Origin of the sequence: Bacillus sp. FSL K6-0042 (genome assembly GCF_038006685.1) — a bacterium.
In the GTDB taxonomy this organism is placed as follows: Bacteria; Bacillota; Bacilli; order Bacillales; family Bacillaceae_G; genus Bacillus_A; species Bacillus_A pseudomycoides.
This window is the reverse complement of record NZ_JBBOVS010000001.1, coordinates 4,563,560-4,576,400: the sequence shown is the minus strand read 5'-3', so window position 1 is coordinate 4,576,400 and position 12,841 is coordinate 4,563,560. Positions and strand designations below refer to the sequence as shown.

Annotated in this window: 15 protein-coding genes, 2 pseudogenes and 2 riboswitches; of the genes and pseudogenes, 8 read left to right on the top strand and 9 right to left on the bottom strand. The window is 36.7% G+C overall.

The window, feature by feature from the left end; all coding sequences use genetic code 11:
• Positions 1-48 precede the first annotated feature (48 nt).
• The 3 genes from MHH45_RS23660 to MHH45_RS23650 form a co-directional block, all read right to left on the bottom strand.
• Positions 49-1,224: an acetyl-CoA C-acetyltransferase gene (locus MHH45_RS23660; RefSeq protein WP_016133233.1), complete on the bottom strand. Its 1,176-nt coding sequence runs from the start codon at positions 1,222-1,224 to the stop codon at positions 49-51.
• A 140-nt stretch (positions 1,225-1,364) separates the two neighbouring features.
• Positions 1,365-1,814, bottom strand: coding sequence for an NUDIX hydrolase (locus tag MHH45_RS23655; RefSeq protein WP_016116122.1), 450 nt, complete (start codon positions 1,812-1,814; stop codon positions 1,365-1,367).
• A gap of 119 nt (positions 1,815-1,933) precedes the next feature.
• The gene (locus tag MHH45_RS23650; RefSeq protein ID WP_003199881.1) at positions 1,934-2,227 is read right to left on the bottom strand and encodes a DUF3928 family protein; all 294 of its coding nucleotides are present in this window, start codon (positions 2,225-2,227) and stop codon (positions 1,934-1,936) included.
• A 309-nt stretch (positions 2,228-2,536) separates the two neighbouring features.
• Between MHH45_RS23650 and MHH45_RS23645 the strand changes: the two genes are divergently transcribed.
• Positions 2,537-3,154: an ImmA/IrrE family metallo-endopeptidase gene (locus MHH45_RS23645; protein ID WP_016116123.1), complete on the top strand. Its 618-nt coding sequence runs from the start codon at positions 2,537-2,539 to the stop codon at positions 3,152-3,154.
• 150 nt (positions 3,155-3,304) lie between these two features.
• On the opposite strand, the pseudogene MHH45_RS23640 reads toward MHH45_RS23645, so the two are convergent.
• Positions 3,305-3,503: pseudogene (locus MHH45_RS23640) on the bottom strand (hypothetical protein); the annotation flags it as partial.
• A gap of 178 nt (positions 3,504-3,681) precedes the next feature.
• Here MHH45_RS23640 and MHH45_RS23635 point away from each other — a divergent pair.
• Complete coding sequence (locus tag MHH45_RS23635; RefSeq protein ID WP_016116125.1) at positions 3,682-4,458, top strand: 3-hydroxybutyrate dehydrogenase; 777 nt, start codon at positions 3,682-3,684, stop codon at positions 4,456-4,458.
• A gap of 44 nt (positions 4,459-4,502) precedes the next feature.
• Here the strand turns inward: MHH45_RS23635 and MHH45_RS23630 are convergent, their stop codons facing one another.
• From MHH45_RS23630 to MHH45_RS23620, 3 genes and pseudogenes are all read right to left on the bottom strand, one after another.
• Positions 4,503-4,664 (bottom strand): YvrJ family protein, encoded by a 162-nt coding sequence (locus tag MHH45_RS23630; RefSeq protein ID WP_016116126.1) that lies wholly within the window; start codon positions 4,662-4,664, stop codon positions 4,503-4,505.
• A gap of 182 nt (positions 4,665-4,846) precedes the next feature.
• Positions 4,847-5,251 (bottom strand): annotated as a pseudogene (mtnK, locus tag MHH45_RS23625) (S-methyl-5-thioribose kinase); the annotation flags it as partial.
• A 90-nt stretch (positions 5,252-5,341) separates the two neighbouring features.
• A riboswitch (SAM riboswitch) is annotated at positions 5,342-5,483 on the bottom strand.
• 74 nt (positions 5,484-5,557) lie between these two features.
• Positions 5,558-6,424, bottom strand: coding sequence for a carbon-nitrogen family hydrolase (locus MHH45_RS23620; RefSeq protein ID WP_033671490.1), 867 nt, complete (start codon positions 6,422-6,424; stop codon positions 5,558-5,560).
• A gap of 14 nt (positions 6,425-6,438) precedes the next feature.
• On the opposite strand from MHH45_RS23620, the gene MHH45_RS23615 reads away from it, so the two are divergent.
• The 6 genes from MHH45_RS23615 to MHH45_RS23590 all read left to right on the top strand — a co-directional run bounded on the left by MHH45_RS23615 (position 6,439) and on the right by MHH45_RS23590 (position 11,484).
• Entirely contained in the window at positions 6,439-7,629 is a 1,191-nt protein-coding gene (locus MHH45_RS23615; protein ID WP_016116129.1) for a pyridoxal phosphate-dependent aminotransferase, read from the top strand.
• 52 nt (positions 7,630-7,681) lie between these two features.
• Positions 7,682-7,787: riboswitch (SAM riboswitch) on the top strand.
• A gap of 64 nt (positions 7,788-7,851) precedes the next feature.
• Positions 7,852-9,096 (top strand): 2,3-diketo-5-methylthiopentyl-1-phosphate enolase, encoded by a 1,245-nt coding sequence (mtnW, locus tag MHH45_RS23610; RefSeq protein WP_016116130.1) that lies wholly within the window; start codon positions 7,852-7,854, stop codon positions 9,094-9,096.
• Positions 9,093-9,752: a 2-hydroxy-3-keto-5-methylthiopentenyl-1-phosphate phosphatase gene (locus MHH45_RS23605; RefSeq protein WP_016116131.1), complete on the top strand. Its 660-nt coding sequence runs from the start codon at positions 9,093-9,095 to the stop codon at positions 9,750-9,752. Before mtnW ends, MHH45_RS23605 begins: the two co-directional genes overlap by 4 nt.
• Positions 9,749-10,387 (top strand): methylthioribulose 1-phosphate dehydratase, encoded by a 639-nt coding sequence (locus MHH45_RS23600; RefSeq protein ID WP_016116132.1) that lies wholly within the window; start codon positions 9,749-9,751, stop codon positions 10,385-10,387. The genes MHH45_RS23605 and MHH45_RS23600 overlap by 4 nt, the downstream gene beginning before the upstream one ends.
• Positions 10,365-10,877, top strand: coding sequence for a cupin domain-containing protein (locus tag MHH45_RS23595; RefSeq protein ID WP_016116133.1), 513 nt, complete (start codon positions 10,365-10,367; stop codon positions 10,875-10,877). The genes MHH45_RS23600 and MHH45_RS23595 overlap by 23 nt, the downstream gene beginning before the upstream one ends.
• Positions 10,878-11,208: 331 nt before the next feature.
• Positions 11,209-11,484 carry a hypothetical protein gene (locus MHH45_RS23590; protein ID WP_016116134.1) on the top strand — a complete coding sequence of 92 codons (276 nt, stop codon included), beginning with the start codon at positions 11,209-11,211 and terminating at the stop codon, positions 11,482-11,484.
• A 138-nt stretch (positions 11,485-11,622) separates the two neighbouring features.
• Here the strand turns inward: MHH45_RS23590 and MHH45_RS23585 are convergent, their stop codons facing one another.
• Both MHH45_RS23585 and MHH45_RS23580 read right to left on the bottom strand, forming a co-directional pair.
• On the bottom strand, positions 11,623-11,955 hold the full coding sequence (locus tag MHH45_RS23585; RefSeq protein WP_016116135.1) for a DUF3909 family protein: 333 nt from the start codon (positions 11,953-11,955) through the stop codon (positions 11,623-11,625).
• A 4-nt stretch (positions 11,956-11,959) separates the two neighbouring features.
• A complete protein-coding gene (locus tag MHH45_RS23580; RefSeq protein ID WP_003199866.1) occupies positions 11,960-12,838 on the bottom strand; it encodes an NAD(P)-dependent oxidoreductase in 879 nt (292 codons plus the stop codon).
• Positions 12,839-12,841 lie beyond the last annotated feature (3 nt).

Below are 12,841 nucleotides of genomic sequence, written 5' to 3'. Positions count from 1 at the left end.
ACTCGTCGATACAAAAAAAAGAAGAAGCAGCTCGCTGCTCCTTCTTTTTTATAGTGCTTCTATAAATAACGCTACCCCAATGCCACCACCGACACAAAGAGATGCAATTCCTTTTTCTAAACCTCGTCTTTTTAATTCGTGAATTAAACTTACCGTAATACGTGCACCTGTGCAACCAATTGGATGTCCAAGTCCAACACCACTTCCGTTGACATTTACTTTCTCACGATTTAAGCCAAGTTCCTTCTCAACCGCTAAGTATTGTGCAGCAAAGGCTTCATTGATTTCCAATAAATCAGCATCTTCTAATGACCAATTTACTTTCTCTAAACCTTTACGAATTGCTGGTGCTGGACCAATCCCCATAATCTTCGGATCTACCCCAGCTACAGAATAACCAACAATTCTAGCTAATGGTTGTAAGCCTTTCTCCTTAGCCTTTTCTTCACTCATTAATACTAAAACTGCACTTCCATCATTAATACCCGAGGAATTCCCTGCAGTTACTGATCCACCTTTACGAAATGCTGGCTTTAGCCCCGCCAATTTTTCTGCTGTAATATCTGCACGTGGATGTTCATCTTTTGAAAATACTACTTCTTTTCTACGCTCTTTTATTGTAATAGGAACAATTTGCTCATCAAAATAGCCTGATTCAATTGCCTGAAGCGCTAATTGATGGCTACGCAGCGCAACTTCATCTTGTTCCTCCCTTGTAATTTCATATTGTTCAACTAAATTTTCCGCTGTTTCGCCCATCATAATATGATGCAACGGATCTTCTAAAACTTCCCACACCGTATCACGAATTTCTCCGTGCTGAAGACGTTGTCCCCAGCGGTGCTGTTTCAATACATAAGGGCTTGAGCTCATCACTTCTACTCCACCTGCAACAACAACTTCACTTACGCCTAATTGTATTTGCATTGCCGCTGACATAATCGCTTGCATACCTGAAGAACATTGACGCTGGATCGTATAACCTGTAACCGTATCTGGAAATCCTGCTGCTAATGCAGCTGTTCGCGCTGTATTTGCCTCATCGGTTCTTTGAATACAATGACCTAAAATCACTTCATCAACTTCATGTGGTTCCACTCCGCCTCTTTTTACAGCTTCCTGAAGTACAGGAACAGCTAATTCTACTGGCGTTACATTTTTTAGCGCTCCTCCAAAAGTTCCAATTGGCGAACGAACTGCAGCTGTAATGACAACATTATGCATCTTGCACTTGCCCCTCTCTTATGTACCCTAGTAAGTTTTTGGATGGAATAGCATAAGATGTATATCTATATTTATCATACTACGAACATACTAAAAAATCAAAATATTTAATATAATAAAAATAGAAGGAATATTCCCTTCTATTCTGTTAACGCATATAAAAATTTTTGTAAAATTTTCTCTGTTGTTTTATTTAAATTTGGCAACTTTTCAGCAGGAAAATACTTGAGATCCAATCCTTCTTCATCAAGCTCTATTTCTCCACTCACATGATGCGCCTGATACAGATGAATCACATTATAAATTTCATCCCCATTTGGATAACGATAATATACATCTTTCCCAGAAAGAACACCAAGAAACTGCAACATCTTCGCTTCTAACCCAGTTTCTTCAAATAGCTCTCGTCGAGCCGTTTCTTCCGTTGTTTCTCCTAGTTCCATCGCGCCACCTGGTACACCCCAATCATATGTATCCGAACGATATTGAAGCAATACCTCTTGTTTTTCGTTTAAAATAATCACAGCTGCTCCTACAAGAATGAGCGGCCTTGTACCGACTGATTTTCGTAATTCTTCAATATACCCCATTATATAAACTCTCCTTTCCTCTCCTTCCTTATCATAGCAAAATTCCTTGTTTTTTTGTGTGATGTAAAAAAATATTCCTACTAACAAAAAAGGAAGCATTCGCTCCCTTTTCATTACATTTATTTTCGAAAACTTTCATATTTAACTGCTTCAAATGCTTTTTCAATCTCTTCATTTCGATAATGAACGTATGTAAAGCGCCCTAATTCTACTAACCGAGCGATTTCTTGTAATGTTTTTTGCTGTTCATATGTCTCTTCAATCGTTACCTGTACATAAAATTTCATAAGTGGATGTTCATATAAAGACTCTCCAACTTCCACATATACATCCTTCACCCCTTGAACCACCTTTACATAACTTGCAAACTGGTAAACAGCTTCTCGGTCTGATACAATTTTTAATGTATACATACATTCTCCCCCTTTTCTTTTACTATAGCAGAATAAATAACATATAATGTAATTAAACTATGAATATTTTCCGACTTCTTTTACTCATTCTTATATTCCGCTCGGCATTAATCTATATTTTGCTTGTCAGTCAAAAAAACAGTTATCAATAAACAAATTACACCAATGTACCTTCTCTCAATTTATATACATATTGGATTTTTTTCAATTTATTAAAATACATCCCTTTATAGGGTTTATATCCATACATAGTACTTTCCCGTCACATACAGTATAGCAATAGACTGTTTTCCATTTGAGGTGTTTCTAATGGATCCATACGTAAATATATGTATTTGCATTACTCCAGGCTCCGATATTACAGACGACCGTATTGCAAAAGACTTAGCAGTCGCCGAATCAATATGGCAGCCAATTTCATTTCAAATTAAAGACGTTATTATACTAAATGAATCATTTAGATTTCACGATGGTGAAATTAGTTATATTGATTCTATCCAAATCCAACCAAAAGTTTCTTCTTTTTTTAACACTTGCTCATCACAAGTTCCAAATTGTGATATTTATATTTGTTATATTGGAAGCGATTATTTTAAAGAGCAGTCCGTAATTGCATGTGCCTATTCATTTGTTATAAACCAAATCCTCACAGGTTATATCATCCTTACTAACGCCGCTTCTCCTATGAAAAATATATATACGCTTGCTCATGAAATTGGTCATATTTTATTCACACGACGTATAGAAGGGAAACTTACACATGCTGACCCTCACTCGCAAACCGGCTCTGAACATCACCCTTCTTCCACAAACCTCATGTATCCAATCGTACCTCGTCCTGATCAAGTACACATTGATTCTTTATTAACAAAAGAACAGCGAGCATTATCTTTACAAAGTTCTTTATTACACAAAGAAAAACAGTAACCCATTCGTTACTGTTTAAAATAAAATATTCCAGTCTATATGCCCAATACCAGCCACAAAGAAAGGGCGATCCTATATATTCACTTTTCTTGTCTCTAATTTTGTATGAATCATTACAAGAACAAATAAAATAGCTAATTTTATAACCCCTATCCGAACAAGCTCATTTACATATACTTTCGGTGAGCTTCCGAAAATATCCTCTACACTTTTCCCATCATTCTCACCTTCAATTAAGTGTAGTTCTGCATCTTCTAAAAAAACTCTCGATATCACTTTTTTTGACACCCTTTGCCGCCAAAAAGATTCTCATATTTAACAAAAAATTCTGCGCTTCTGTTGATATCATCACTTGCGCCTCCCCCTCCCTTTCAGCATTTGACTTGTCGACATGATCCAAATCCTTCCTCTATCCTGTTATGCAAAATAGATAACCACATTTTCCCCAAAATCTTTGCAGGATTTTCGTTACACCTCCTCTAAATAGAGCAATAGGATAAATTCTATATAAAGGGGTGTTTTTCATTGTGGTTACAAATCGTGTTGTCTTTTTAACAGGTGCTGCAAGTGGTATTGGTTATGAAATGGGAAATGTATTTGCAAAAGAAGGAGCACAAGTGGTCATTAGTGATCGCCTTGAAGATCGTGCAAAGGAAGCTGCTGAACAGTTGCGCAAGGAAGGATATGAGGCAATCGGTCTAAGATGTGATGTTACATCTGAGCAAGAAATATCCGAAGCTATTTCTGAAACTATTACTAATTTCGGCTCAATTGATGTGTTAATAAATAATGCTGGTATGCAACACGTCTCACCAATTGAAGAATTTCCAACCGATAAGTTTGAACTTCTTATTCAAATCATGCAAATTGCGCCGTTCATTGCAATAAAACATGCGTTTCCAATTATGAAAAAACAAAAGTATGGACGAATTATTAATATTGCATCTATTAACGGTCTTGTCGGATTTGCTGGAAAGGCTGCCTATAATAGTGCCAAACACGGTGTGATTGGTTTAACAAAAGTTGCTGCCTTAGAAGGAGCTGTACACGGCATTACTGTAAATGCTCTTTGCCCAGGCTATGTTGATACGCCTCTTGTCAGGAATCAACTCCAAGATTTAGCGACAACACGAAACGTTCCACTAGAAAGAGTATTAGAGGATGTCATCTATCCCCTCGTACCTCAAAAACGATTGCTAGCTGTTCAGGAAATTGCCGATTATGCTTTATTTTTAGCAAGTGAAAAAGCAAAAGGAATAACCGGCCAAGCAGTTGTTATTGATGGGGGTTATACGACGCAATAATCTTTGTTACAAAAGGCTTTGCTCATTGAGAGCAAAGCCTTTTGTCATTTTGTTTCGTGCGGAGCTTCATACCTTGTCATCTGTTGTGGTAATTTCTCAATTGCAACAATTACACCATCTAATTTACTTTCAATACGATGCAGTAAATATAATGTCACAACAATTGGAAATCCAACATTACCGATCATAGATATCCATTCCCCCATCTATTTCCCCTCCTTTCTTTTAAATAAATAAGCAAAAGAAAGGAAATTGGGCAATAAAAAACAAGCCACTGTATATTATATATACCCCTTTTAATTTTCCGACATATAAGTCGCAGTTATGAAAACAAAAGAAGTTCTCCACTCATTTTCTCCTTCTATTTTCATATGGTATGGGGCTAAAAAAGGAACTGACCGCCCCTACCCATAGGCGGATAGTCTTCCCCTTCACTCAATCCTTTACGAGTAATTGTAAGAGTTGACAAATCTTCCATTACTGTCACAGCTAACTCTTCATCATGACCATATACTTTCGGAACATATTCTGGTACATATTTTGCAAAAACTTGTAATGCTTGACTTTCAATTGTGGCTCTTCTTAACGAAAGTGGCCAGCTTTCTCCAACGACTTTTGCATAGGGAAGAGCCTGTTTTACGATAATACCTCGTTCTCCATCATGGAGCCTAAATACATAATTTAAATTTCCATCTCCTATTTCATGACAAGTTACCTTTGCTTTTTTCTCAAAGTATCCATGCTCTTTTACATATTGAACTGCTGTTTCTTCTGTTAATGAACGATATCCCATTTTCTTATCCCCCTTTTTTAATTCAGAGGTTTTTCATCATAAGAAAAACCTCTTTCCATGAAGAAAGAGGTTTGAAGTTCAGCTTCTCCCCTCTTATCTGTCAGAAAGCTATCCTTTCTGCTGGAATTAGCACCGTGCCTTTTTGGCGCATAAACGCCCCATCTCACAATGGTATTACGGTCGGTTGCTGGGTTTCATCGGGCCAAATCCCTCCACCTGCTCTTGATAAGAGTTGCATGATTTATTTGAATTTTTAACTTTCTGCTACAGACTATAACAAGAATAAAAATCATTTGTCAATATTTTTTATTTATATAATTCTGGACGTCGATCAGTAAAGACAGGAATTCCCTTACGCACCTCCTTAACTTTTTCTAAATTTAGCTTCCCATGTAAAATAGATTCTTCTTCTCCTGCTTCTACTACAATTTCTCCCCATGGATCAACAATAAGAGAATGTCCAGCAAACACATTATTCGGGTCCTCTCCTGCTCTATTACATGCAACCACATAACATTGATTTTCTACCGCTCTCGCTTGAAGAAGTAAACGCCAATGAGCTAAGCGAACAAGCGGCCATTCTGCTACAACGAATAATACATTTGCCCCTCTTACAGTATGAACACGCATCCATTCCGGAAAACGAATATCGTAACAAATTGTCCCCCCGCACTGCACATCATCTAACGTGAACTCACCAGTTCCATCACCAGCTATTAAATACTTATGTTCGTCCATTAACTGGAACAAATGTACTTTACTATATTCATTTTGCACTTCACCTTCGCGATTCACAACATACATCGTATTCGTAACACCTTGTTTTGTTTGCTTTGCAACAGAACCCCCAACAATATTCACCGCAAATTGCTTCGCCCATTCTGATAGAAGTTCTTTCGTTTGTATTCCTCCTTCATCTGCAATTTCAGGAAGTCGTTTTAAATCATAACCAGTCGTCCAAAGTTCTGGTAATACAATAACGTCTGGTTTTCTTTGCATCGCTTCTTCTATTTTTTTCTTTGCATTTTCAATATTTGTGCTCACATCACCAAAAGCAATATCCATTTGAATACATGCGACTTTCATTTTATCCGCCCCATTTTCAATTATTTTTTCTTTACAAAAACTTGGAAAGGTTATATCATTTGTCACTAGAATTGTAACAACTTTCAAAAGAGGTGGAAAGTATGAAATATTTTCAACCTTCCGAGATTTTAACATCCTTACCAACACAGTTTTTCGCTTCACTTGTTGCAAAAGTTAACCAAGTGGTTGAAGCAGGTCACGATGTTATCAATCTAGGGCAAGGCAATCCAGATCAACCAACACCGCCGCATATCGTAACAGCTTTACAACGTGCAGCAGAAAAAGCAATTCATCATAAATATCCGCCATTTCGCGGACATGAAAACTTAAAAACAGCCGTTGCAACGTTCTATGAACGTGAATATGGAGTCAAAGTAAACCCTAAAACAGAAGTTGCTGTTTTATTTGGCGGAAAAGCAGGGATTGTTGAATTACCGATTTGTTTTACAAATCCTGGTGATCCAATTCTTGTACCCGATCCAGGATATCCTGACTATTTATCAGGTGTCGCTTTAGCAAAAGCAAAATTTGAAACGATGCCGTTATTACCAGAAAATGATTTCTTACCAGATTACACTAAAATCGATGATACTATTGCCAAACAAGCGAAATTGATGTTTTTAAATTATCCTAACAATCCAACTGGTGCTGTCGCATCAAAAGAGTTCTTTGAGGAAACAATTACATTTGCAAATGAAAATAATATTTTAGTGGTTCACGACTTTGCTTATGGAGCAATTGGTTTTGATGGTAACAAGCCAACTAGCTTCTTACAAGCACATGGCGCGAAAGATGTTGGCATTGAAATTTATACATTATCAAAAACATTTAATATGGCTGGTTGGCGCATCGCCTTTGCTATCGGTAACGAAAGTGTAATTGAAACAATCAATTTATTGCAAGATCATATGTATGTCAGCATTTTTGGCGCTGTACAAGAGGCTGCTCGTGAGGCACTATTAAGTTCACAATCTTGTGTAACTGAACTAGTTGATCGTTATGAATCTAGAAGAAATGCCCTTATTTCAGCTTGTCAATCAATCGGCTGGAATGTAGTCGCACCAAAAGGCTCTTTTTTCGCTTGGCTTCCCGTTCCCGATGGTTTTTCATCTGAACAGTTTGCCGATATATTACTAGAACAAGCACATGTAGCAGTTGCACCTGGAGTCGGGTTCGGCGAACATGGCGAAGGCTACGTTCGTATTGGATTATTACATACAGAAGAGCGACTACAAGAAGCTGTTCAACGAATCCAGAAATTAAAAATTTTCAAAAAACCATTGACATCCTAAAAAAACTCTGTCAAAATTCAGATATCGTAAAAATTCAAACATTTCTAAATACTTCTTATCAAGAGCAGGTGGAGGGACGAGCCCGATGAAACCCGGCAACCGATCTACAATTGTAGGCACGGTGCTAATTCTCGCAGCATTACGCTGACAGATAAGGAGCTGGTTGTAAAAAAACCTCTCCTTAGCTGAGAGGTTTTTTTATTTAACTAGGAGGTTATAAAAATGAGCGGAATAACAGCAACCTATTTAATCCATGATGATTCTCATAATTTAAACCAAAAAGCAGAACAAATCGCTCTCGGTTTAACAATTGGTTCATGGACTCATTTACCACACTTATTACAAGAACAATTAAAACAACATAAGGGCAATGTCATTCATGTAGAACAATTAGAAGAACAAGAGCATGTAAATACGTATCTCGGAAAAAAAGCGACACGTGGACTCATTAAAATTCATTATCCATCACTAAATTTCAGCCCTGATTTACCAGCCATTTTGACAACAACATTTGGAAAATTATCACTAGATGGCGAAGTTAAACTGATTGATTTAACATTTTCAGATGACTTAAAAGAACATTTCCCTGGCCCTAAATTTGGCATTGAGGGCATTAGAAATCTCTTACAAATTCACGACCGTCCACTTCTGATGAGCATTTTCAAAGGAATGCTTGGACGCAATATAGGATATTTAAAAACACAGCTCCGTGATCAAGCAATTGGTGGTGTAGATATTGTAAAAGATGATGAGATTTTGTTTGAAAATCCATTAACACCGCTCACAAAACGAATTCATTCTGGAAAAGAAGTGTTACAGTCTGTATACGAAACATATGGTCATAAGACTTTATATGCAGTGAATTTAACAGGGCGTACATATGATCTTAAAGAAAATGCAAAACGTGCCGCCACAGCTGGTGCAGATATTCTTCTGTTCAATGTATTCTCGTATGGATTAGATGTATTGCAATCACTTGCGGAAGATGATGATATATCGATTCCAATTATGGCACATCCTGCTGTAAGCGGCGCATACGCTTCATCGGAATTATATGGACTTTCTTATCCATTGCTACTTGGAAAGCTACTTCGTTATGCTGGTGCAGATTTCTCTTTATTTCCATCACCATACGGCAGTGTTGCACTAGAAAAAAAAGAAGCTCTTCTTATTACAAGTAAACTAACTGAAAAAGATCACTCTTTAAAACGAAGCTTTCCTGTTCCATCAGCTGGTATTCACCCTGGTTTTGTTCCGTTTATCCTTCGTGATTTTGGCAAGGATGTTGTCATTAACGCAGGTGGTGGTATTCATGGTCACCCAGCTGGAGCGCAAGGCGGTGGAAGAGCATTTCGAGCAGCAATTGATGCCACTTTGCAAAGAACACCATTGCATGAAGTAGATAACACTGATTTACATGCTGCACTGCAATTATGGGGGAATCCATCACGTGGGGTGAAACTATGAGTCTTCAAATTTTTTGTGACTTCGATGGTACGATTACGAACAATGATAATATCGTTGCGATTATGGAAAAATTTGCTCCACCAGAAGCCAAAACGATTAAACAAAAAATTCTATCACAAGAACTTTCTATTCAAGAAGGTGTAGGGGAATTGTTTTCTCTTTTACCTACAAGTTTACAAGATGACATCACTACTTTTATAAAAGAAACAGCGGTGATTCGGGCTGGATTCCAAGAGTTTGCACAGTTTGTCCAAATAAATCAGATTTCACTTCATATTATATCAGGAGGAATGGATTTTTTCGTCTATCCTCTTCTCAAAGGACTAATCAGCCCAGATCATATTTATTGCAATACGACTGATTTTTCAGGGGAAACAATTAAAGTAAACTGGCCTCATCCTTGCGATGAACATTGTAAAAACAAATGCGGTCTTTGCAAATCAACACTGATTCAGCAATTAAGTTTAAACGGTGATTTTAACATTGTAATTGGAGATTCAATTACAGATTTACAAGCAGCAAAACTTGCTGATAAAGTATTCGCTCGTGATTTTCTCATTACAAAATGCCAAGAACATCAAATTTCCTATACAGCATTTGAAACGTTTTATGACATACAGACAGAAGTTCAGCAATTGTTGGAGGTGATAAAATGAGACAACTTTTTCGTCAATGGGAAAAATTGAGTAAATTAAAGAAAGAATTAACGGATCGCAACTGGTTTCCTGCTACAAGTGGAAACATTTCAATAAAAGTGAGTAACACTCCAATGACCTTTCTTATTACAGCAAGCGGAAGAGATAAAACGAAAACAACACCTGATGATTTTCTATTAGTTGATCAAACTGGAAAGGCTGTTTTAGAAACCGATTTACGCCCTTCAGCAGAAACATTGCTACACACTCATATTTACAATCATACAGAAGCTGAATGTGTCTTACATGTCCATACAATTGATAACAATGTAATTACAAACGTATACGACAAAGAAATCTCATTTTCTAATCAAGAAATTATTAAAGCTCTTAATATATGGGAAGAAGGAGCCACTATCAAAATTCCAATTATTGAAAATCACGCTCATATTCCAACGTTAGGAGAAGATTTCCGAAAACATATTCATGATGATGCTGGAGCTATATTGATTCGCAACCATGGCATTACCGTTTGGGGAAAAGATAGCTTTGATGCAAAGAAAAGATTAGAAGCATATGAGTTTTTATTCCAATTTCATATAAAACTATTATCAATTCAAGGAGGCGTTTCACATGGCGCAAATTCGTATTCATGAAATAAATACCCGTATTGAAAATGAACAGGAAGTAAAGCAATTTTTACATGGAGAAGGCGTTTTATATGAGAAATGGGATATTTCAAAACTTCCTACTCATTTAAAAGAAAACTACTTCTTAACTGATGAAAACAAAAAAGAAATTTTAACAGTATTTTCCAATGAAATCACTGATGTTTCAGAACGTCGAGGTTATAAAGTACATGATGTTATTTCCCTTTCAAATGCAACACCTAACCTCGATGAGTTATTAATTAACTTTAAACAAGAGCATTATCATACTGACGATGAAGTTCGCTTTATCGTCAGTGGGCATGGTATCTTTGCTATCCAAGACAAGGATGGTCGCTTCTTCGATGTTGAACTTGAGCCTGGTGATCTAATTTCTGTACCTGAAAATGCAAGACATTATTTCACATTACAAGATGATCGCCAAGTTGTAGCTATTCGTATTTTCGTTACAACAGAAGGCTGGGTTCCTATTTATTAAGGTAGTTAGTTGAATAAAAGGGATTGGATCCCCTTTTCCTTCCTTTTATTCACTCTACATATATACATCCTCCTATGGAACAGGCTTATTTCACGAATATGAAATAAGCCTGCTTTTTTATTTTCTCTCCCCTTGCAATATCTCCTGATGGATGAGGATTCATCATCAAGGGCGAATGGTTCCTCATGATATTTTTCATTTTATCAAGTATGTTTCTCAATAAATTTTGAACATTTTTTGAATTTTTTCTGAAAATTCTGTTTAAATTATGATATAATACAAATAATAGAAAATGAATTGAACAGAAAACCGCAAAAAGAGGAGGAAGAACATGAATTTAATTATAGCACTTATACTTGGAGTTACTTGTGGAGCTATTCCTGCTATTCTCGGGGCAATTATGGAGGAATTAGAAATCGGTATGTTAGGTTTTGTTGCATCTTCTGTAAGCGCTTTACTTTTTGGTTTGTACGGTGCTATACCTGTCGCTATTCTCTTTGCATTATATATATTACGTCACGCTCGTACAAAGCAATTTAGTCGCAATCATATGGCCAAAATCATTCCATTCCCAATCGAACGCTCTCGTCGTGCTTCTAGCTTATAATCCCATTACATTGTATCTCACATTTTTATATCCTCACAATACATCTACCTTAATACAACCTACCTTTGTCAAAATTAGCTTCCAATTTTCCTAAAAAAATATATTAAACAAAATAAAAAGTCCTCAAACGAGGACTTTTTATTTATTATCTTCCAAAAACTGAAATAGTTCTTGTAAGTGAAGAGCATCTTCTCCGTAGCTAACAGATACATAACATACTCCATCAATTTCAGCATGCATATAAAGGTCAATACCTTCCCGATCATACTTTAAAGCTAAATAAAATTCCATTTCTTCTAACATCTTCTTTGATGTTCGAATCACGTAATGGCCGCTTTCATCACGTCCATATTCAAATGTTGGCTCAAAATCATACTTTTGTTTAAATGCTGCTTGTTGCTTATCATTGATTGGCATACAAGTCGCACGCTGTACAACATCGATCATCCCGTCAAACTTTTCTAAATTCATCACATTACCCCCTTATATATTTCTTATACAACACCTGTGTGCCACTATCCTCTTCTCCCTCTTCTATTAATTCATCATATAGCTCTTTTGCTAGAGCTAACCCAGGTACAGGTAACTTTAACTTTTCAGCTTCATCTAACGCAATTTTTATATCCTTCATAAAATGTTTCACATAAAATCCTGGTGCAAAGTCCTCTTTTAACATACGTGGAGCTAAATTACTTAATGACCAACTACCGGCTGCTCCAGTTGAAATACTTTGTAGTACTTTCTCTGGATCTAAACCTGCCTTCTTTGCATACGCTACCGCTTCACAAACACCTATCATATTCGATGCAATTGCAATTTGATTACACATCTTTGTATGCTGTCCACTTCCCGCTGGCCCTTGTAACTGAACGTTCTCTCCTAGTTTTTCAAACAAAGGGAGACATACTTCATATACTTCTTGCTCTCCACCAATCATAATAGCAAGTCTGCCTTCTTTTGCTCCAATATCCCCTCCTGATACCGGAGCATCTAGCGTATGTACACTCTTTTTCTTTCCAGCTTCATATATACGTTTTGCTAACGTCGGTGTAGAGGTTGTAAAATCAATTGCAATTGTCCCTTCATTTGCATGTTCCAGAATTCCCTCTGTTCCAAAATAGATTTCTTCTACATCATGCGGATATCCTACCATCGTCATAACAACATCTACATTCTCCACCAATTCTTTTGGTGAATCACACCAATGTGCCCCTTCTTTTAATAAGGAAGTTGCTTTTTCTTTCGTACGGTTATACACATATACTGTATAACCACCTTGTAATAAATGATGTACCATACTTTTCCCCATAACACCTGTACCGATAAAACCAATTGATGAAATTACTTGTTTCATCTA